The sequence below is a fragment of the Kitasatospora sp. NPDC058115 genome (assembly GCF_042884635.1).
Taxonomy (GTDB): domain Bacteria; phylum Actinomycetota; class Actinomycetes; order Streptomycetales; family Streptomycetaceae; genus Kitasatospora.
In genome coordinates, this window is record NZ_JBHVTL010000013.1 from 149,475 (window position 1) to 166,839 (window position 17,365).

The 17,365-nt window shown below is 75.2% G+C and carries 20 protein-coding genes; 12 read left to right on the forward strand and 8 right to left on the reverse strand.

Annotated elements, in window-relative coordinates:
- Positions 1–186: 186 nt before the first annotated feature.
- From ACFVVL_RS16160 to ACFVVL_RS16175, 4 genes are all read left to right on the forward strand, one after another.
- A complete protein-coding gene (locus tag ACFVVL_RS16160; protein ID WP_387675494.1) occupies positions 187–1,182 on the forward strand; it encodes an ABC transporter ATP-binding protein in 996 nt (331 codons plus the stop codon).
- Complete coding sequence (locus ACFVVL_RS16165; RefSeq protein ID WP_380288707.1) at positions 1,179–1,901, forward strand: ABC transporter permease; 723 nt, start codon at positions 1,179–1,181, stop codon at positions 1,899–1,901. Before ACFVVL_RS16160 ends, ACFVVL_RS16165 begins: the two co-directional genes overlap by 4 nt.
- Before the next feature lie 8 nt (positions 1,902–1,909).
- Complete coding sequence (locus ACFVVL_RS16170; RefSeq protein WP_387675498.1) at positions 1,910–3,154, forward strand: sensor histidine kinase; 1,245 nt, start codon at positions 1,910–1,912, stop codon at positions 3,152–3,154.
- A gap of 84 nt (positions 3,155–3,238) precedes the next feature.
- The gene (locus tag ACFVVL_RS16175; protein WP_387675501.1) at positions 3,239–3,370 is read left to right on the forward strand and encodes a hypothetical protein; all 132 of its coding nucleotides are present in this window, start codon (positions 3,239–3,241) and stop codon (positions 3,368–3,370) included.
- Here ACFVVL_RS16175 and ACFVVL_RS16180 read toward each other — a convergent pair.
- Both ACFVVL_RS16180 and ACFVVL_RS16185 read right to left on the reverse strand, forming a co-directional pair.
- Complete coding sequence (locus tag ACFVVL_RS16180) at positions 3,339–4,199, reverse strand: GNAT family N-acetyltransferase (RefSeq protein ID WP_387675504.1); 861 nt, start codon at positions 4,197–4,199, stop codon at positions 3,339–3,341. The two genes, ACFVVL_RS16175 and ACFVVL_RS16180, sit on opposite strands and share 32 nt — an antisense overlap.
- 108 nt (positions 4,200–4,307) lie before the next feature.
- Complete coding sequence (locus ACFVVL_RS16185) at positions 4,308–5,255, reverse strand: MerR family transcriptional regulator (RefSeq protein WP_380288699.1); 948 nt, start codon at positions 5,253–5,255, stop codon at positions 4,308–4,310.
- Between the two features lie 77 nt (positions 5,256–5,332).
- Here ACFVVL_RS16185 and ACFVVL_RS16190 point away from each other — a divergent pair, with 77 nt between their 5' ends.
- A complete protein-coding gene (locus ACFVVL_RS16190; RefSeq protein WP_380288697.1) occupies positions 5,333–5,965 on the forward strand; it encodes a response regulator in 633 nt (210 codons plus the stop codon).
- Positions 5,966–5,978: 13 nt separating this feature from the next.
- Here the strand turns inward: ACFVVL_RS16190 and ACFVVL_RS16195 are convergent, their stop codons facing one another.
- A complete protein-coding gene (locus tag ACFVVL_RS16195; protein ID WP_380288695.1) occupies positions 5,979–6,851 on the reverse strand; it encodes a transglutaminase family protein in 873 nt (290 codons plus the stop codon).
- Positions 6,852–6,926: 75 nt separating this feature from the next.
- Positions 6,927–7,973, reverse strand: coding sequence for a GNAT family N-acetyltransferase (locus tag ACFVVL_RS16200; protein ID WP_380288693.1), 1,047 nt, complete (start codon positions 7,971–7,973; stop codon positions 6,927–6,929).
- A gap of 130 nt (positions 7,974–8,103) precedes the next feature.
- Between ACFVVL_RS16200 and fdxA the strand changes: the two genes are divergently transcribed.
- Both fdxA and dapC read left to right on the forward strand, forming a co-directional pair.
- Positions 8,104–8,430 carry a ferredoxin gene (gene fdxA / locus ACFVVL_RS16205; protein WP_030061559.1) on the forward strand — a complete coding sequence of 109 codons (327 nt, stop codon included), beginning with the start codon at positions 8,104–8,106 and terminating at the stop codon, positions 8,428–8,430.
- Positions 8,431–8,450: 20 nt separating this feature from the next.
- Entirely contained in the window at positions 8,451–9,614 is a 1,164-nt protein-coding gene (dapC, locus tag ACFVVL_RS16210) for a succinyldiaminopimelate transaminase (RefSeq protein ID WP_387675509.1), read from the forward strand.
- Between the two features lie 138 nt (positions 9,615–9,752).
- Here dapC and ACFVVL_RS16215 read toward each other — a convergent pair whose 3' ends face one another.
- Positions 9,753–10,541, reverse strand: coding sequence for a hypothetical protein (locus ACFVVL_RS16215; RefSeq protein WP_387675512.1), 789 nt, complete (start codon positions 10,539–10,541; stop codon positions 9,753–9,755).
- 302 nt (positions 10,542–10,843) lie between these two features.
- Entirely contained in the window at positions 10,844–11,869 is a 1,026-nt protein-coding gene (locus ACFVVL_RS16220; protein WP_380288687.1) for a hypothetical protein, read from the reverse strand.
- A gap of 135 nt (positions 11,870–12,004) precedes the next feature.
- On the opposite strand from ACFVVL_RS16220, the gene dapE reads away from it, so the two are divergent.
- Positions 12,005–13,078, forward strand: coding sequence for a succinyl-diaminopimelate desuccinylase (dapE, locus tag ACFVVL_RS16225; protein WP_380288685.1), 1,074 nt, complete (start codon positions 12,005–12,007; stop codon positions 13,076–13,078).
- A gap of 100 nt (positions 13,079–13,178) precedes the next feature.
- Complete coding sequence (locus ACFVVL_RS16230; RefSeq protein ID WP_380285558.1) at positions 13,179–13,988, forward strand: TIGR00730 family Rossman fold protein; 810 nt, start codon at positions 13,179–13,181, stop codon at positions 13,986–13,988.
- A 16-nt stretch (positions 13,989–14,004) separates the two neighbouring features.
- On the opposite strand, the gene folP is transcribed toward ACFVVL_RS16230, so the two are convergent.
- Positions 14,005–14,817 carry a dihydropteroate synthase gene (gene folP / locus ACFVVL_RS16235; protein ID WP_387675613.1) on the reverse strand — a complete coding sequence of 271 codons (813 nt, stop codon included), beginning with the start codon at positions 14,815–14,817 and terminating at the stop codon, positions 14,005–14,007.
- Positions 14,818–14,973: 156 nt separating this feature from the next.
- Between folP and ACFVVL_RS16240 the strand changes: the two genes are divergently transcribed.
- The gene (locus tag ACFVVL_RS16240; protein ID WP_380288683.1) at positions 14,974–15,426 is read left to right on the forward strand and encodes a DivIVA domain-containing protein; all 453 of its coding nucleotides are present in this window, start codon (positions 14,974–14,976) and stop codon (positions 15,424–15,426) included.
- Positions 15,423–16,010: a DNA-3-methyladenine glycosylase I gene (locus tag ACFVVL_RS16245; RefSeq protein WP_380288681.1), complete on the forward strand. Its 588-nt coding sequence runs from the start codon at positions 15,423–15,425 to the stop codon at positions 16,008–16,010. Before ACFVVL_RS16240 ends, ACFVVL_RS16245 begins: the two co-directional genes overlap by 4 nt.
- Before the next feature lie 87 nt (positions 16,011–16,097).
- On the opposite strand, the gene ACFVVL_RS16250 is transcribed toward ACFVVL_RS16245, so the two are convergent.
- Entirely contained in the window at positions 16,098–16,898 is an 801-nt protein-coding gene (locus ACFVVL_RS16250) for an enoyl-CoA hydratase-related protein (RefSeq protein WP_387675517.1), read from the reverse strand.
- A 298-nt stretch (positions 16,899–17,196) separates the two neighbouring features.
- On the opposite strand from ACFVVL_RS16250, the gene ACFVVL_RS16255 reads away from it, so the two are divergent.
- Positions 17,197–17,364, forward strand: coding sequence for a DUF3117 domain-containing protein (locus ACFVVL_RS16255; RefSeq protein ID WP_014137929.1), 168 nt, complete (start codon positions 17,197–17,199; stop codon positions 17,362–17,364).
- The last annotated feature ends 1 nt before the right edge of the window (position 17,365 follow it).

Sequence of the window (17,365 nt, forward strand, 5' to 3'; positions counted from 1 at the left end):
CCGCGGGCCCCCCCCCCCCCGGGCCCCGCCCCCCCCCCGGGGGGGGGCGCGCCGCGCTCCCCGGGGCGTCGCCCGCGCCGCTCCCGTTACCCCCCCCCCCCCCCACGACGGCGGCCACTGCCGCCGCACCCCGGCCCGGCGGGACCCTGAGGGGGCAAGCACGGCACCAGCAGGGAGGACCGGGCCATGGGTGCGGGAGAAGTCGCCGCCTTCCGGGGCGTCAGCAAGAGTTACGGGCGGGTACGGGCCGTGGACGGCCTCGACCTCGTCCTGCGGCCGGGCGAGACGGTCGCCCTGCTCGGCCCGAACGGGGCCGGCAAGTCCAGCAGCCTCGACCTGCTGCTCGGCCTGCGCGAGCCCGACCGCGGCAGCGTCACGCTGTTCGGCGGCGCCCCGCGCGCCGCGATCACGGCCGGCCGGGTCGGCGCGATGCTGCAGAGCGGCGGCCTGATGACCGACGTCAAGGTCCGCGAACTGGTCCGGCTCGCCTGCGACGTGCACCCGCGCGGCCGGGCGGTCGCCGAGGTGCTCGCCGACGCGGGCATCACCGAACTCGCCGAGCGCCGGGTCGACCGGCTCTCCGGCGGCCAGGAGCAGCGGGTCCGCTTCGCGCTCGCCGTCGCGGGCGCCAACGACCTCATCGTCCTGGACGAACCCACCACCGGCATGGACGTCCCGGTCCGGCAGGCCTTCTGGGCGAGCATGCGGGCGCAGGCCGACGCCGGGCGCACCGTGCTGTTCGCCACCCACTACCTGGAGGAGGCGGACTCGATCGCCGACCGCGTCCTCGTCCTGCACCGCGGCCGGCTGATCGCCGACGGCAGCTCCGCGCAGATCAAGGCCCGGGCCGGTGCCCGCCGGGTCACCTTCGAGCTGCACGAGGCGGACGGCCCGTTCGACGAGGGCCCGCTGCGCCGGCTGCCCGGTGTCCAGGGGCTGGAGCTCACGGCCCGGGTGCCGGGCGTGCGGACGGTGCGGATCCGCACCGCCGACGCGGACGCCGCCGTCGCCGCCCTCTACCGGGCGGGCCTGTACCCGCGCGGTCTGGAGGTCACCGGCCTGGGCCTGGAGCAGGCCTTCCTGACCATCACCGGCGAGCAGGACGCCGCCGAGTCGGCCCGGTCCGCAGCGTCCGCCGAGTCCGCCGAATCCGCCGAATCCGCCCTGGAGCGTGCGCGATGACCACCCTGATCCGGCTGGAGATCCTGCGGACCTTCCGCAACCGCCGCTACCTGCTCTTCACCATCGCCTACCCGGCGCTGATGTACGTCTTCTTCATCCACGCCTACGGCGGCAGCGACCTCGCCGGAGGCCTGCCGGTGAAGACGTACTTCATGGTCTCGATGGCCACCTTCGGCGCGGTCGGCGCGGTGCTGACCGGCAGCGCGCAGCGGATCTCGCTGGAGCGCAGGAGCGGCTGGGTGCGCCAGCTGCGGCTGACCGCGCTGCCCGGCCGGGCGTACACCCTCGGCAAGATCGCGGCGAGCGCGGTGACCACGCTGCCCGCGATCCTGGTGGTCTTCGCGGTCGGCGCGAGCCAGGGCGTCTCGCTGGACGCCGGGCAGTGGGCCGGGCTGGCGGCCGCGCTCTGGCTCGGCAGTTTCGTCTTCGCCGCGCTCGGGGTGGCGCTCGGCTACGCGGCCGCGCCGGACTCGGTGCAGACCATCGTGATGATCACCTACATGGCGATGGCCCTGTTCGGCGGCACGTGGTTCCCGGTGAGCGGGTCGCTGGAACGGTTCGCCCGCTTCGACCCGGTCTACCTCTACAACCGGCTGGCCGCCTTCACCGAACCCGGGCACGCCCTGGACACCGCCGCCGTCGCCGGGCTGGCCGCCTTCCTCGCGGTGTTCGCCACCGCCGCGGCGGCCCTGTACCGCCGTGACACCCGGCAGGCATGATGACCGGTATGAGCGACCCGCGCCCGACCCGCCCCGCCGACGAGCACCCGGAGGCGGGTGCGGCGCGGGCGTCGTTCATGAACGTCCCCGGGGCACCGGTGGAGACCGGGCGGCAGCTGCTGGTCAAGGTCTCCTGGATGCTGCTGTGGATGATCTACCTGGCGTACCCGGTGGGCAACCTGCTGGACGGCGGTCACGGCACCGCCGCCCGGGTGCTCGGCTGGACCTGTCTGGCGGCCTTCGTGGGCGGTTACGTCCTGCTGGTGGTCTTCCGTTCGCTGGCGGGCATGCGGCCGAGGGCCTGCCGGGTGATCGTCGCGACGATGGTGGCGCTGGCGGTCGCCTCCGCCTTCGTGCTCGGTGACGCCTTCCTGACCCTGTTCATCTACGCCTCGGTGTGCGTCGCGATCATCACGCCGGCGCGTTACGCCCTGCGCGCGCTCCTGGCCATGGCGGCGCTCACCGCCACCGTCGGGCTGCTGACCCACGCCGACGCCGACAACGTGTGGACCTTCACCCTCAGCGCCTTCCTCTCCGGCGCCGCGATGACCGGTCTGCAGCGCCTGGTCGCCGCCATGCGGGAACTGCGCGAGGCCCGGGCCGCCGTCGCCCACCTGGCCGCCTCGGAGGAGCGGCTGCGGCTCGCCCGCGACCTGCACGACCTGCTGGGGCACTCGCTGTCGCTGATCACCCTGAAGAGCGAGCTGGCCGGGCGGTTCATGGACGCGGGCAAGGACGAGGCGGCGCGGGCGCAGGTCGCCGACATCGAGAACGTCGCCCGGCAGTCGCTGGTCGACGTCCGGGAGGCGGTCACCGGCTTCCGCCGGCCCACCCTGCCGGTCGAGCTCGCGACCGCCCGCACCGCGCTGGCGGCCGCCCGGATCGGCCTGGAGGCGGCGCCGGAACTGCTCGACGCCTGGCCCGGCCTGGCCCCGGAGGAGGCGGGCGCGCTGGCCTGGGCACTGCGCGAGGCGGTCACCAACGTCGTCCGGCACGGCGAGGGCGCCACCGTCTGCACCGTGCGGGCCGACGAGACCTGGGAGGGCAGCGGCGAGCGGTTCGCCGTCCTGGAGATCACCGACGACGGTCCCGGACCGGGCAAGTCCCACCCGGGCAACGGGCTGTCCGGGCTGGAGGAGCGGCTGGCGCTGGTCGGCGGGCGGCTGGAGACCGGGCCGGGGGAGCGGGGCCGGGGCTTCCGGCTGCGGGCCTCGGTGCCGCTGCGGACGGCGTCGGTGCCGACCCGGCCCTGACGGGCTGGTCCGGGCGGAGGAACTCGGCGCCCCGCACCCCCCGGCACGGCGCCGCCGATCCCGGGCGCGGGCAGCATGACGGGCATGCCGAAGCCTGTCGCGGTGGTGCTCGTCGTCCTGCTCCTCTCGCTGATCCCGTGCGCCGCCTTCACCGAGGCCCGCGCCGCCGGGGTGGGGCCGGCGGCTACGGACGTTCGAACCGCGCCCGCCGGGTGACGCGGGTGAACCCCAGCTCCCGGAACAGCGCCGCCGAGGCCGGGTTGTTCACGTTCACGTCCAGGAACACCTCCTGGTCCCCGGCCGCCCGCAGCCGCTCCAGCGCCGCCACGGCCAGCGCCCGCCCGAGCCCCTGCCGGCGCCGGCCGGGCACCGTCCCGACCTGCACCAGGAACCCCTCGGCACAGGCCACGAACCCGACCGGGGTGCCGTCGGCGTCCTGCGCCACCAGCGAGGCGGCGGGCCGGAAGTCGTCCTCGACCAGCCAGTCCGCCCACTGCTCCAGCGTCAGGCCGGGGAACCCCGGCCGGTCGGCGAAGGACGCGCAGTAGGCCTGGTAGAACGCCCCCCGGGTCTCCTCGCCCCACGGCGCCACCCGCACCCCGGCCGGCAGGGCGGCCCACTCCAGCGGCGCTTCGGGCCCCAGCCGGAAGACGTCCTCCGCGAACACCTGCCGCAGCCCCCGGGAGCGGAACAGCTCCTCGGTGGCGGGCGTCAGCGCCTCCGTCTCCACCTGGACGACGGTCCCCGCCGCCGGCATCAGCCGGTCCAGCAGCTCCCCGCCGAGCCCCCGCCCCCGGGCGTCCGGGTCCACCGCGCCCACCAGCGCCCACCGGCCGGCGAGGGGCCGCGCCGCGCCGCAGGCCACCAGCCTCCCGTCCTCGTACGCCCCGATCCGGACCGTCCCCGGCCCGCCGTAGCGCCGGGCGACGAAGGAGGGCTCGCCGGTCACCGGCAGCCCGCCGTCCACCGCCAGGCACCGCCGCACCAGGCCCAGGACCGCCGCCGGATCGTCGTCCGGCAGTGCCTCGCGCCACTCCACGCCCATCCCCGCCCGCCTCCCGCTCGGCTGCTCCCCCGCATGCCACACCCGGGAGCCGGGCGGGCGCAACCGGGTTTCCGGGCCGCGGAGCAGGAAGTCGGCCGGTCCGACGTCCTACTCCAGCGAGGCCCGCAGGGCGGCGGTGAACCAGGCGGAGACCTCGCGCAGGCTCTCCGGGACCGGCCAGCCGTTGACGGTGGCCAGCAGGTGCCAGTAGCGCTCGGCGCGGGGGTCGTCGGCGGTCTCCACCCGGTCGAGGATCCAGGCCCGCAGGGCGGCGTCGTCGGGGCGGGCGAAGGTGGCGGCGTAGGCGGCGGTGAGGGAGGCGAGGACCGGGGCGGCGGCGGGGGATCCGGGGGCGATGCCCTCGGCGACGGCGGCGGTCACGGTGGTGCGGACCGTCTCGGAGAGGGCGGCGTGCAGGCCGGTGTCGTCGCCCGCCGCCCGCTCGGCCGCCTGGTGGACGGCCATCCGGCGGACCGCCGCGCGGAAGTCCTCGTCCTGCACGAGTTCGCCCAACTCCACCCAGGCGTCGATCTGTTCGGGGGTCGGGTCGTCCGGCAGCTCCGGCATGGCGGCGCGCATCATCGCGACGAACTCCGGATTGGCGTCCAGGTCGCCGAAGACGGCGTCGATGAAGTCGTGGACCAGGCGCCGGCGTTCGGCGTCGGACAGTTTCGCGAGTTGGTGCATGCGTCTCATCTCCTCGGTCGTGGAGCCGCGTTCGGCGATCGCCCGCAGCACCGTCCGGCGCAGCCGGAGCGTGCGGATCTGCACGTCCAGCGCGTCGGCGTGCGCGGCGGCCACCTCGCGCAGCGGGGCGGAACGGTCCAGCACCCGTCGGACCGTGGCCAGGTCGAGTCCCAGCTCCCGCAGGGTGCGGACCAGGTCGAGCCGGGCCAGGGCGTGCACGTCGAAGCGGCGGTAGCCGGCCGGCGTGCGGGTGGTGGGCGGGACGAGTCCGGCGTCGGCGTAGAACCGGACGGCCTTCACCGTCAGCCCGGTGCGCCGGGCCAGCTCGCCGATGGAATACAGGGTGGGGTGGAGCTCGTCGTCCCGCATGGCCCCCAGCCTGGCGTCTCCCCCCGGGGGAGACTCAAGGGGCCGCCGCCCGCCGGTACGCCGTAGGGTCGGGCGCCATGAGTGACATTCGGAACGACCGGCCCTCGGTGCGGGTGCTGCTGGCGGAGGACCAGGGGATGGTCCGGGAGGCGCTGGCCGCGCTGCTCGGGCTGGAGGGCGACATCGACGTCGTCGCCCAGGTCGGCCGCGGCGACGAGGTGGTGGACGCGGCGGTCGCGCACGACGTGCAGGTGGCGGTGCTGGACATCGAGATGCCGGGGATGACCGGCATCGAGGCGGCGGCACTGCTGCGCGAGCGGCGGCCGCAGACCAAGGTGGTGATCGCGACGACCTTCGGCCGCCCCGGCTACCTGCGCCGGGCGATGGAGTCGGGCGCGGACGCCTTCCTGGTGAAGGACGCGCCGGCCGCCGAACTGGCCGAGGCGATCCGCCGGGTGCTGCGCGGCGAGCGGGTGATCGACCCGGCGCTGGCCGCGGCCGCGCTGGCCGAGGGGGCGAACCCGCTGACGGCCCGCGAGCGGGACGTGCTGGCGGCCGCGGCGGACGGCGCGGTGAACGCGGACATCGCCGGGCGGCTGCACCTGTCCGAGGGGACGGTTCGCAACTACCTCTCGATGGCGATCCAGAAGACCGGTGCCCGCAACCGCACCGAAGCGGTCCGGATCGCCCGCGAGAAGGGCTGGCTGTAGCCGGCCGGGCCGTTCAGTTCAGCCGGTGCCGGGCGGCCCTGGCCTCCTGGCGGACCTTGGCGGCGGCGTCCGGGTCGAAGGCGTCCAGGATCCCGGCGTACTCGTCCATCTCCTCCGCCCCGCCCAGGAAGTCGCCGGTGCGCACCAGCAGCTCGGCGCGTTCGAGGCGCAGCTGGGCGGGGTGGCGGGGGAGCAGCAGGGCGAGTTCGGTGGCCCACAGCTGGGTGCGGGCGTGCTCGGGGCGGTCGGCGGCCCAGGTCCGGATGTTGCCGAGCACCCGCAGCACGATGTCCAGCGGCTGCGCGGGCGTGAGCAGCTCGGGCGTGAACTCGTGTCCGGCGGCGTGCACCAGCCGGGCCACGTCGTCGAGGTCGAGCAGCCGGCCGCCGTGGAACGGGTCGGCCAGGACGTAGTCGTCGCCGCCGGCGGGCCCGCCGACCGCGACGACGAAGTGGCCGGGCAGGGCGATGCCGTGCGCGGTGAGCCCGGCCCGCCGGGCGACGGCGCACCAGACCAGCGCGAGCATGATCGGCAGCCCGCGCCGGCGCCGCAGCACGTCGGGCAGCAGCGAGGACTCCAGCCGCCGGTAGTCGGACTTCCGCCCGTGGAAGCGCTCGCGCCCGCCGAGGACGGCGGCCAGCAGGGCCGCGGTCTCCTCCGGCCCGGCGGGCGCCCGCTCGGCCACGGCGAGCCGGACGGCGGCCGCGTGCCGCTCCAGGGCCGCCGAGCAGGCGGCGAGCAGGGCGTCGACCGAGGGCGGCCCCTGGAGGTCGTCCGGATCGGGGGCGTGGGTGTGCTCGGCGGCCGCGAGCAGGCAGAGCAGCACCGGATCGGGGTGCTCGGCCCGGGCCTCGGTCCGGAAGCGTGCTCTGCTCTGCTCGGTCACGGCGGTGGCGGCGGCTTTCGTAGGACGGGCGGACAGTCAGGCGGTTCCTGGACGGTCGGGCGGGTGCGGGGCGCCCTACCCCTGCGGCAGGAGCGCGTAGTGGTAAGTGTGACTGGTCGTGAAGCCCAATCCGTCATAGAGCGCGATCGCCCCGTCGTTGTCCGCCTCCACCTGAAGGTAGGCGCCGCTCGCGCCCTCCTCGGCGGCCCGGGCGGCGAGCACCGCCATCACCGCGGTGGCCAGGCCGCGGCGGCGGGCCCGGGGCGCCACCTCGACGGCGCCGAAGCCGGCCCACGGCCCGTCGACGACGCAGCGCCCGATGGCCAGGACGGGCGGGGCGGCGTCGCCCCCGGCCGAGCGGTCGGGGGTGTCGTGGACGGTCGCGAACCAGACCGAGGGGCCGCCGTGGAGCACCGCGCGGGCGGCCTCCTCCGCCGCCGGGTCGCCGGTCACCCGCCGGTACAGCGACATCCAGCCGGGGGAGGCGGTCCGGGACAGGCGCACCCGCTCCAGGCCGGTCCGGTCCCCGGGCCTGCTCAGCGGTGCCAGCGCGGCGACCCGGACCAGGGTCGGCGCGTACCGCGCGCCCAGCGCGTCCAGCTCGGCGCGCAGCGCCTCCGGCGAGCCGGGGGCGGTGACCTCCACCCAGGCCGGCAGCCCGCGTGCCGCGTACCACCCGCGCACGGTGGTGAGCGCCTCGTCGAGGGGCACACCGGGGTCGCCGAGCGCCTGCACGGAGTTGGCGCGCCGGGTGAAGCCGGCCGAGGCGCGCAGCGTCCACCCGCCCAGCGGCTCCTGCTCGACGGCGGGCCAGCCGCGGGCGGCGGTCCGCTGGAGCGCGTCCGGAGCGGCCTGCGGCAGCGGCGCCCGCCGGGCCGGGAAGGGCGGCACGGCCTTGCCCGCGACCAGCAGCTTCTCCTCGAAGGAGACCGGACCGCCGCTGCGGGGCACCACCGTGAGCCCGGCGTCGTCCCAGGATGCGAGCACGCCGATCACATCGCGGAACACTGGCCGGTTGTCGCCGGTGAACCCGGAGAGCCGCCGGACACTGACCCTGCGGCCCACGTCAGAGCGATCTATCCGGACCTCCGGACGGTCGTGAACCGGCCCTTCGGCGGCCATCTGGGCACCTCCTGTGCATTTGCGGTCTCCGACCCGCGATACTAGGGGCGGGCATCGACGACGCCGCGCTCACCCGCGCACGCGAGAAAACAGAATGGGCCGCCGAGCCCTTCCGAGGAGGAACGACAGCGTGACCTACGTCATCGCGCAGCCTTGTGTCGACGTCAAGGACAAGGCGTGCATCGAAGAGTGCCCGGTTGACTGCATCTACGAGGGCGAGCGATCGCTCTACATCCACCCGGATGAGTGTGTCGACTGTGGCGCTTGTGAGCCGGTCTGCCCGGTCGAGGCGATCTTCTACGAGGACGACACGCCGGAGGAGTGGAAGGACTACTACAAGGCGAACGTCGAGTTCTTCGACGACCTCGGCTCGCCCGGCGGTGCCTCGAAGCTCGGCCTGATCGAGCGCGACCACCCGTTCATCGCCGCTCTGCCGCCGCAGAACGCCGACCACTGACGACTGGTGGCAACTGAGCTGTGAGTACCAAGAACAGCACGCACGCGCCGTTCCCGGGCCACCCGGGGGCGGCGCGCCGCGTTTCCGACCTGCTGCCGGTGTTCCCCTGGGACAAGCTGGAGCCGTACAAGGCGACCGCGCTGGCCCACCCCGGCGGGCTCTGCGACTTCTCCGTCGGCACCCCGGTCGACCCGGTGCCCGAGGTGATCCAGAAGGCGCTCGCCGCGGCCACCGACACCCCGGGCTACCCGACCGTCTGGGGGCCGCTGGAGCTGCGCGAGGCGATCGCCGGCTGGCTGCGCCGCCGGCTCGGCGCCCGGATCGGCCCGCAGGCGGTCCTGCCGACCGTCGGCTCCAAGGAGCTGGTGGCCTGGCTGCCGACGCAGCTCGGCCTCGGCCCCGGCGACCAGGTCGCCTACCCGCGCCTGGCCTACCCGACCTACGAGGTGGGCGCGCGGCTGTGCGGCGCCGAGCCGGTCGAGTACGACTCGGTGGACGAGCTGGACGGCTCCCGGGTGCGCCTGCTGTGGGTCAACTCGCCGTCCAACCCGACCGGGCGGGTGCTCGGCGCGCGGGAGCTGCGCCGCGCGGTGGAGTGGGCGCGCGAGCACCGGGCGCTGCTGGTCAGCGACGAGTGCTACCTGGAGCTCGGCTGGGAGGCCGAGCCGGTCTCCGTGCTGCACCCCGAGGTGTGCGGCGAGGGCGGCCACGAGGGCCTGCTCGCGGTGCACTCGCTGTCCAAGCGCTCCAACCTGGCCGGCTACCGCGCCTCCTTCGTGGCGGGCGACCCGGTGGTGGTCGGGGAGCTGCTGGAGGTGCGCAAGCACGGCGGCATGATCGTGCCGGCCCCGGTGCAGGCGGCGACCGCCGCCGCGCTCGGGGACGACGCGCACGTGGCCGAGCAGCGGGAGCGCTACGCGGCCCGGCGGGCGGCGCTGCGGGGGGCCCTGGAGGCCTACGGCTTCCGGATCGAGCACTCCGAGGCCAGCCTCTACCTGTGGGCGACCCAGGACCGGCCGTGCTGGGAGACGGTGGCCGAGCTGGCCGCGCTGGGCATCCTGGTGGCGCCCGGCGACTTCTACGGTCCGGCGGGCGGGCGGTTCGTGCGGGTCGCGTTCACCGCGACCGACGAGCGGGTCGCCGCGGCCGTGGAGCGGCTGCGGGCGGCGGCCGCCGCCCGCTAGCGGTGCGCCGGCCCGCGCGGCCGGCGTGGTCGGCGTGGTCGGCGCGGTCGGCGCGGGAACGCACGAGGGGCCGGCGTCCGGGTTTCCGGACGCCGGCCCCTCGCCGTCGTGCGGGCGGCGGGCCCGGCCGACGCGGGCTCAGCCGATCGGCAGGCCGTTGAGGGAACCGCCGTTGAGGCCGCCCAGCAGGCCGCTGATCGGGCCGAGCGCGCCGGTCAGGCCGGACAGGCCGCTCAGCGGGCTGTTCGGGCCGAGGTCGGCGCCGCCGAGGCGGTTGGCCGAGCCGTGCTCGGCGAGGCCGAGCAGGTCGGCGGCGGGCAGGCCGGAGGGCAGCGCCCGGGTGACGGTGCCGATCGGCAGCGCGTCGGTGACGGCGGTGGTGCTGGGGACGGCCTGGGCGACCCCGCTGCCGCCCGGGACCGCGCCGGTCAGCGTGCTCCCGGTCTCGGCGAGGCCGCCGACCGGGCTGAGGCCGGCCTGGGCGCTGCGCTGCGGGGCGGCGCTCTTGCCGGTGACGGCCTCGCCGAGCTTGCCGGCCAGCGCCCGGGCGACCTTCGGGGTGATGGTGGAGAGCTCGCCGGTGGTGGCGGCGGTCTGGTCGATCGGGGCGGTCAGCGAGCCGGCCTTCTCGTTCGCCTCGGGGAGCTGCTGGGCGATGATGCTGCCGGTCGCGTCGGTGGTGGCGGGCACGCCCGCGGCGACGGTGGCGGCGCCGGTGGTGCCGGCGGCCTGGCCCAGCTGGTGGGTGGTGTGCTGCAGGGTGGACCCCGCGTCGGTGTTGGTGAGCTGGCCCAGCGGGGCGGCCAGGTCGCCCTTCGGCAGCAGGGCGTCGGCGGCGGACGCGGAGCCGGCCGCGACCAGCGGGGTCGCGCCGGCCGCCACGAGCAGTGCGGCCTGGGCGATCCGGCGCGTGAGGGGGTGAGACATGGGGCTCCTCGGAGGGTCTGGGTCCGTTCCGTCCGCCGGGCGGACGGGATTGTTACCGCTTGAGAAGCCAGAAGGTTTCGGGCCGTGCAAGGAAAACGCCGGTCCGACGATCGGACGGTCGGACCGTGCGGGGAGCCGGTGCGGGCCCCGGGCCGGGGGCGCGGGTCCAGGACGGCCCAAGGGGAGTGACGGTTCTGCGCCCCGCCGGTCCCGGCGGGTGGGCCGTCCACCCGGATTGACGCGAATCACCCGGGCGGCGGCAACCCGGACACCAGTGCGTCAACCGCCCGGGAGCGGCGCCCTCAGCCCTTCGCGGGGGCGGCCAGCGAGACCAGCACCAGCGTGGTCGAGGTTCCGGTCGGCTGCGGCTTCCAGCCGTCCTCGGACTTCGCCTGCCGCCAGATCTTCCCGTCGTACGCGACCGTCTCGATGCCCAGCTTCTGGGCCTGCGTCACCGCCCAGTGCGCCACCGCCCAGCCGCTCTGCCGCTCGGCGTCCGGGCCGGAGTCGGTGGAGGCGGTCGGGTCCGGGGTCAGCGAGACGGCGTTCTCCGCGCCCTTGATCGTGGACGCGTAGCCGGTGGCCGGGGTCACCGTCCGGCCGAACTCCCGGCGCACCCGGTCGCTCAGCACCTGGGCCCGGTCCGGGCGGGCCGGTGCGGCGGCGCCCGCGGTGGCCCCGGCCTGGGCGGCCGGCGCGGCGCTCTCCCCGTCGGTGTCCGGCTCGGCGAAGTCGTGCACCACGCAGTTCAGCGAGGCCGCCTCGCGGCCGGTCAGCGCGGAGGCCAGCAGGGTGGCCTTGGTCTCGTGCTTGGCGTAGGCCTGCGGGTAGCCGCTCTTCTGCACCTGCTGGGCCGCGTCGGTCAGCGGCAGCCGGGTGTAGCCGGGCACCTTGACCAGGCCGTCCAGGAACTTGTTGGTCGCGTAGACCGGGTCCATGATCTGCTGCACGGTGCCCCAGCCCTGCGAGGGCCGCTGCTGGAACAGGCCCACCGAGTCGCGGTCGCCGCCGGACAGGTTGCGGATCTTGGACTCCTGCATCGCGGTGGCCAGCGAGATGGTCACCGCCCGGTCCGGCAGGCCGCGGGCGTGCGCGACGGCGGCGATGGTCGCCGCGTTGGCCGCCTGCGGGACCTCCAGCGTGCCCTCGCCGGCCGGCGTCTTCACCGAGCAGCCCTCGGGCGTCAGCAGCTTGTTGTCGCGCAGCCAGAACAGCGCCACCGCGACCACGGCCAGCACCAGCAGCCCGACCAGCACCACCCGCAGCGGCCGCCGGCGCCGCCGCGGCGCCGCACCCTCGCCACCGCCGCCGCCCTCTCGCGTCGCCACCGCCGCCCCTCTCGCCGAGCACATCCGAACCGACACCGTACCCACTCGGACGGATGTGCGGTGACGGGCGGTTGCCGTCGCCGTGTCACGGAATGGCTCCGGGGGGCGCCGCCCGGCGGACTAGGCTGGGCAACCATGAGCAGCCCGAAGACGCCCCTGGACCTCACCCTCGACGGCGGCGCGCTGACCGCCCAGCTGGTCGACTTCCCCTCCGTCAGCGGCGACGAGCAGGCACTCGCCGACGCGATCGAGGCGGCCCTGCGGGCCCACCCGCACCTGACGGTCGACCGCTACGGCAACAACGTGGTCGCCCGGACGAACCTGGGCCGCGCCGAGCGCGTCGTGCTCGCCGGCCACATCGACACCGTGCCGATCGCCGACAACGTGCCCTCCCGGGTCGAGGGCGACCTGCTCCACGGCTGCGGCACCTCGGACATGAAGTCCGGCGTCGCCGTGCAGCTCCGGCTCGCCGCCACCCTGCCCGAGCCCAACCGGGACCTCACCTTCGTCTTCTACGACTGCGAGGAGGTGGAGGCCAGCCGCAACGGCCTCGGCCACCTCGCCGAGGCCCACCCCGACTGGCTGGCCGCCGACTTCGCGGTGCTCATGGAGCCCAGCGGCGCGGTCGTCGAGGGCGGCTGCCAGGGCACCCTGCGCGCGCAGGTCCGGCTCGGCGGCGTCCGCGCCCACTCGGCGCGCAGCTGGCTCGGCGACAACGCCATCCACAAGGCCGGCGAGGTGCTGCGCCGGCTCTCCGGGTACCGGGCGCGGCTGGTGGAGATCGACGGGCTGGAGTACCACGAGGGCCTCAACGCGGTGCGCATCGACGGCGGCGTGGCCGGCAACGTCATCCCCGACGAGTGCGTGGTGACGGTCAACTTCCGCTTCGCCCCCGACCGCGACGAGGCGGACGCCGAGAAGCACGTGCGCGAGGTCTTCGACGGCTTCGAGGTCACCGTCACCGACTTCGCCCCGGGGGCGCTGCCCGGCCTGAACCAGCCCGCCGCCCGCGCGTTCCTCGAAGCGACCGGCGGCACCGCCCGCGCCAAGTTCGGCTGGACGGACGTGGCCCGGTTCAGCGCGCTCGGCGTCCCGGCGGTCAACTACGGCCCCGGCGACCCGAACATGGCGCACAAGCGGGACGAGTACTGCTCGCTGAGCGCGATCGCCGCGACCGAGGAGCGGCTGCGCGCCTGGCTGACCGCCTGAGGCGGCCCGGCCGGCCGGCGGCCGAAGGCCATCTTCCGGTTGCCCAACCGACCTTCCACCGTTGCCTGAAAATGGGGAGGGGCGGGCGTAGGGTTTCGTCATGACAGGCACTGGAGACGAAAAGCACTACGGTCACGGCCCCGAGCAGGTGGGCGAGCCGCGCCCGAAGAAGGCGTGGCCCGAGAAGCAGAAGGGCCCGGTGCTGGTGCGCCGGGACCAGGTCGGCGAGAGCACCACGGACCAGCGCCTGCTGGACACCACCGGTCCCACCGACTGGCTGCACACCGACCCCTGGCGGGTGCTGCGGATCACCTCCGAGTTCGTCGAGGGCTTCGGCGCGCTGGCCGAACTCCCGCCCGCGGTCAGCGTCTTCGGCTCCGCCCGGACCCCGGTCGACTCGCCCGAGTACGCGGCGGGCGTGGCGATCGGCCGGGCGCTGGCCGAGGCCGGCTACGCGGTGATCACCGGGGGCGGTCCGGGCGCGATGGAGGCCGCCAACCGCGGCGCCTCGGACGCCGGCGGGCTCAGCGTCGGGCTCGGCATCGAGCTGCCCTTCGAGCAGGGGCTCAACGAGTTCGTCGACCTCGGCCTGAACTTCCGCTACTTCTTCGTCCGCAAGACGATGTTCGTGAAGTACGCGCAGGGCTTCGTCGTGCTGCCCGGCGGGCTGGGCACGCTGGACGAGCTGTTCGAGGCGCTCACCCTGGTGCAGACGAAGAAGGTCACCCGCTTCCCGGTGATCCTCTTCGGCAGCGCCTACTGGGGCGGGCTGGTCGACTGGCTGCGCAACACCCTGGTCGCGCAGGGCAAGGCGGCCCCGCACGACCTGGAGCTGTTCCACGTGACCGACGAGATCGACGAGGTCATGAAGATCCTCGCCGAGGCCCGCCGCCCGGCGACCGAGATCTGAGCCCTCGCCGTCCGGATCACGCCAGGCCCCGGCGGGCGACCGCCGGGGGGCGGGTGCCGCGGATCGAGGCGACCATGTCCAGCACCTGCCGGGTCTCCGCCACCTGGTGCGCCCGGTACACCCGGGCGCCCAGCCAGGCGGAGACCGCCGTGGTCGCCAGCGTGCCGAGCAGCCGCTCGTCCACCGGCCGGTCGAGCGTCTCGCCGACGAAGTCCTTGTTGGACAGCGACACCAGCACCGGGAACCCGGTCGCGGTCATCTCCGGCAGCCGCCGGGTCGCCTCCAGCGAGTGCCGGGTGTTCTTCCCGAAGTCGTGCCCCGGGTCGATGACCACCGCGTCCCGCCGCACGCCCAGCTCCACCGCGCGCTCGGCCAGCCCGACGGTCACCCGCAGGATGTCCGCCATCACGTCCTCGTAGCCGACCCGGTGCGGCCGGGTGCGCGGCTCGGCGCCGCCCGCGTGGGTGCAGACCAGCCCGGCGTCGTACCGGGCGGCGACCTCGGCCAGCCGCGGGTCCACCCCGCCCCAGGCGTCGTTCAGCAGGTCCGCGCCCACCTCGCAGACCGCCTCGCCGACCTCGTGCCGCCAGGTGTCGACGCTGATCACGGCCTCCGGGTGGCGCTTGCGCAGCTCCGCCACGAACGGCACGGTGCGCCGCAGCTCCTCCTCGACGGTCACCTCGTCGCCCGGGCCGGCCTTCACCCCGCCGATGTCCAGGATCGCGGCGCCCTCGGCCATCGCGCGGTCGGCCGCGGCGAACGCGGCCTCGTCCGCGAAGGTCGCGCCCCTGTCGAAGAAGGAGTCCGGTGTGCGATTGACGATCGCCATGATCACCAGCTCGTCGTCGCCGAATTCCCGTGGTCCCAGGCGCAGTGCCACCGATGTCTCCTCCACAGCTGCTGCGGGTGCGATGATGGCCCCCGGCCCATCGGGACCATGATCCCACTCCAGTCGGGGCCGGCCGGAAAATCGGGAGGACCGCTCGTGTTCTGGGTGATCGTGGTGGCGATGGCCGTGGTGGTCGGCGGCGCCGCCCTGGTGGCACTGGGCGGCGGGGGTTCGCTGCCGGAGGCCGTGCAGGACCGTATCTCCGCCCGGTTGCCGCAGGACCGTCCGCTGGGCCAGGGCGACGTCGAGGCACTGCGGCTGCCGATGGCCGTGCGCGGCTACCGGATGGACGAGGTGGACGACGTCCTCGACCGGCTGGGCGCCGAACTCGCCCACCGGGACGCCCGGATCGCCGAGCTGGAGGCGCTGGCCGCGGTGCGCGGCGCCGTCGAGGCCGGCGACGGCCCGGAGCCCGGCGCCGAACCGCTGCCCGGCCTGGAGGACTTCGCCCGGGTCGTCGAGCCCGCCGGCGCCCTCGCCAAGGCCCCCGCGGCGCACTCCTCGCCGGAGCAGGGCCCCGAGGACGCGAAGCCCGAGGGGGCGCGGTGAGCGCCGAACCCGGTGGCGCCGTCCTCGGCGCGGACGGGCTGCGCCGCTGCGGCTGGGGCGACTCGGCGGACGACTACCGCGTCTACCACGACACCGAGTGGGGCCGCCCGGTGCGCGGTGACGACGCGCTGTTCGAGCGGGTCTGCCTGGAGGCCTTCCAGTCCGGCCTGTCCTGGATCACCATCCTGCGCCGCCGCGAGGGCTTCCGGGCGGGCTTCGCCGGCTTCGAGATCGCCGCGGTGGCCGAGTTCGGCGAGGCCGACGTCGAGCGGCTGCTCGCCGACACCGGCATCATCCGCAACCGGGCCAAGATCGAGGCGGCGATCGCCAACGCGAAGGTCGCCCGCGACCTCGACGGCGGACTGGACGCGCTGATCTGGCAGTTCGCCGGGGACCCGGACCGGCCGGCGCCCCGCACGCTCGGCGAGGTGCCGGCCGTCACGCCCGAGTCGACGGCGCTGGCCAGGACCCTGAAGAAGGCCGGCTTCCGGTTCGTCGGCCCCACCACCGCGTACGCGCTGATGCAGGCCTGCGGACTGGTCGACGACCACCTCGCCGACTGCCACGTCCGGGCCGCGCGCTGAGCCTGCGGCGGGTGCTTCGGCGGGTGCCGCGGGTCCGGTGAGCGCGGCGGGGGCCGGCGGGTCCGGGGGGCGGGTCCGGGGGTCCGGTCACCGGCCCAGGTACGCCGGCTTCTCCTTGGCGATGAAGGCGCGGACCGCGATCCGGTGGTCCTCGCTCTCGCCGGCCAGCGTCTGCAGCTCGTCCTCCTTGTCGAGCAGCTCGCTCAGCGAGTGCGAGGCGCCGTACGCCAGCGACTCCTTGATCGCGCCGTAGGCCACCGTCGGGCCCTCGGCCAGCTCCTTGGCGAACACCCGGGCGGTGGCGGCCAGTTCGACGGCCGGCACGACCTTGGTGGCCAGCCCCAGCTCCATCGCCTCGGCCGCCTTCACAGTGCGCGGCAGCATCAGCAGCTCGGTCGCCCGGGCGTGCCCGACCAGCCGCGGCAGCGTCCAGGAGGCACCGGAGTCGGCGGTCAGCGCGATCCCGGCGAACGCCGTGTTGAAACCGGCGGTGTCCGAGAGGATCCGGAAGTCGCAGGCGAAGGCCAGCGAGGCGCCCGCACCGGCCGCCACCCCGCCGACCGCCGCCACCGTCGGCTTGCGCATCCCGGCCAGCGCCCGCAGCAGCGGGTTGTAGTGCTCGGCGACGGTCCTCAGCGCGCCCTCGCCGGTCTCCTCGGCCCGCTTCAGCAGGCCCAGGTGCTCCTTGAGGTCCTGGCCGACGCAGAACGCCCGGTCGCCCGCCCCGGTCAGCAGCACCGCCCGCACCGCAGGGTCCCCGGCGGCGGCGGTCACGGTGTCCCGCAGCGCCACCTTCGTCGCCACGTCCAGCGCGTTCATCGCCTCGGGGCGGTTGACGGTGATGACGGCCAGGCCGCCGTCCAGCTCGTACAGCACGGAATCGGACATGGGCGAGGGCTCCCTCGGTCGTGATCGGCTCTGATCGTCGCTGCCAGGATGCCGGAGCGCCCGGTCACCTGGGGAGTGTGAGGTATCGCACCTTTCCGCGGCGTACGGACCGCCGCCGCGCCGGGGCTTATGCCGGAAATTGACCGGGATTGCGGTGGTCCGGACGAGGTTGCACCGAGAGTGATGTTGGTCATCAGGCCGTGGCATGCGGGATAATGGCTTCCGATCAATGCGTTCGATACCGGCGGTGGACGGACTGCCGGTGCGTAGCTGAGCGGTTGCAGGAAGGGGAACGAGCATGGCGGCCATGAAGCCGCGGACGGGTGACGGCCCGCTCGAAGTCACCAAAGAGGGGCGGGGCATCATCATGCGCGTTCCGCTCGAAGGCGGCGGACGCCTTGTGGTGGAGCTCACGCCTGACGAGGCCGACGCCCTCGGCGAGGCCCTGAAGAAGGCCTGCGGCTGAC

Bases quoted from the DNA above. Each gene is read 5' to 3' on its own strand.
- ACFVVL_RS16160 (WP_387675494.1), top strand. From the start codon at position 187: ATGGGTGCGGGAGAAGTCGCCGCCTTCCGGGGCGTCAGCAAGAGTTAC.
- ACFVVL_RS16165 (WP_380288707.1), top strand. From the start codon at position 1,179: ATGACCACCCTGATCCGGCTGGAGATCCTGCGGACCTTCCGCAACCGC.
- ACFVVL_RS16170 (WP_387675498.1), top strand. From the start codon at position 1,910: ATGAGCGACCCGCGCCCGACCCGCCCCGCCGACGAGCACCCGGAGGCG.
- ACFVVL_RS16175 (WP_387675501.1), top strand. From the start codon at position 3,239: ATGCCGAAGCCTGTCGCGGTGGTGCTCGTCGTCCTGCTCCTCTCGCTG.
- ACFVVL_RS16180 (WP_387675504.1), bottom strand. From the start codon at position 4,199: ATGGGCGTGGAGTGGCGCGAGGCACTGCCGGACGACGATCCGGCGGCG.
- ACFVVL_RS16185 (WP_380288699.1), bottom strand. From the start codon at position 5,255: ATGCGGGACGACGAGCTCCACCCCACCCTGTATTCCATCGGCGAGCTG.
- ACFVVL_RS16190 (WP_380288697.1), top strand. From the start codon at position 5,333: ATGAGTGACATTCGGAACGACCGGCCCTCGGTGCGGGTGCTGCTGGCG.
- ACFVVL_RS16200 (WP_380288693.1), bottom strand. From the start codon at position 7,973: ATGGCCGCCGAAGGGCCGGTTCACGACCGTCCGGAGGTCCGGATAGAT.
- ACFVVL_RS16215 (WP_387675512.1), bottom strand. From the start codon at position 10,541: ATGTCTCACCCCCTCACGCGCCGGATCGCCCAGGCCGCACTGCTCGTG.
- dapE (WP_380288685.1), top strand. From the start codon at position 12,005: ATGAGCAGCCCGAAGACGCCCCTGGACCTCACCCTCGACGGCGGCGCG.
- ACFVVL_RS16230 (WP_380285558.1), top strand. From the start codon at position 13,179: ATGACAGGCACTGGAGACGAAAAGCACTACGGTCACGGCCCCGAGCAG.
- folP (WP_387675613.1), bottom strand. From the start codon at position 14,817: ATGGCGATCGTCAATCGCACACCGGACTCCTTCTTCGACAGGGGCGCG.
- ACFVVL_RS16250 (WP_387675517.1), bottom strand. From the start codon at position 16,898: ATGTCCGATTCCGTGCTGTACGAGCTGGACGGCGGCCTGGCCGTCATC.
- ACFVVL_RS16255 (WP_014137929.1), top strand. From the start codon at position 17,197: ATGGCGGCCATGAAGCCGCGGACGGGTGACGGCCCGCTCGAAGTCACC.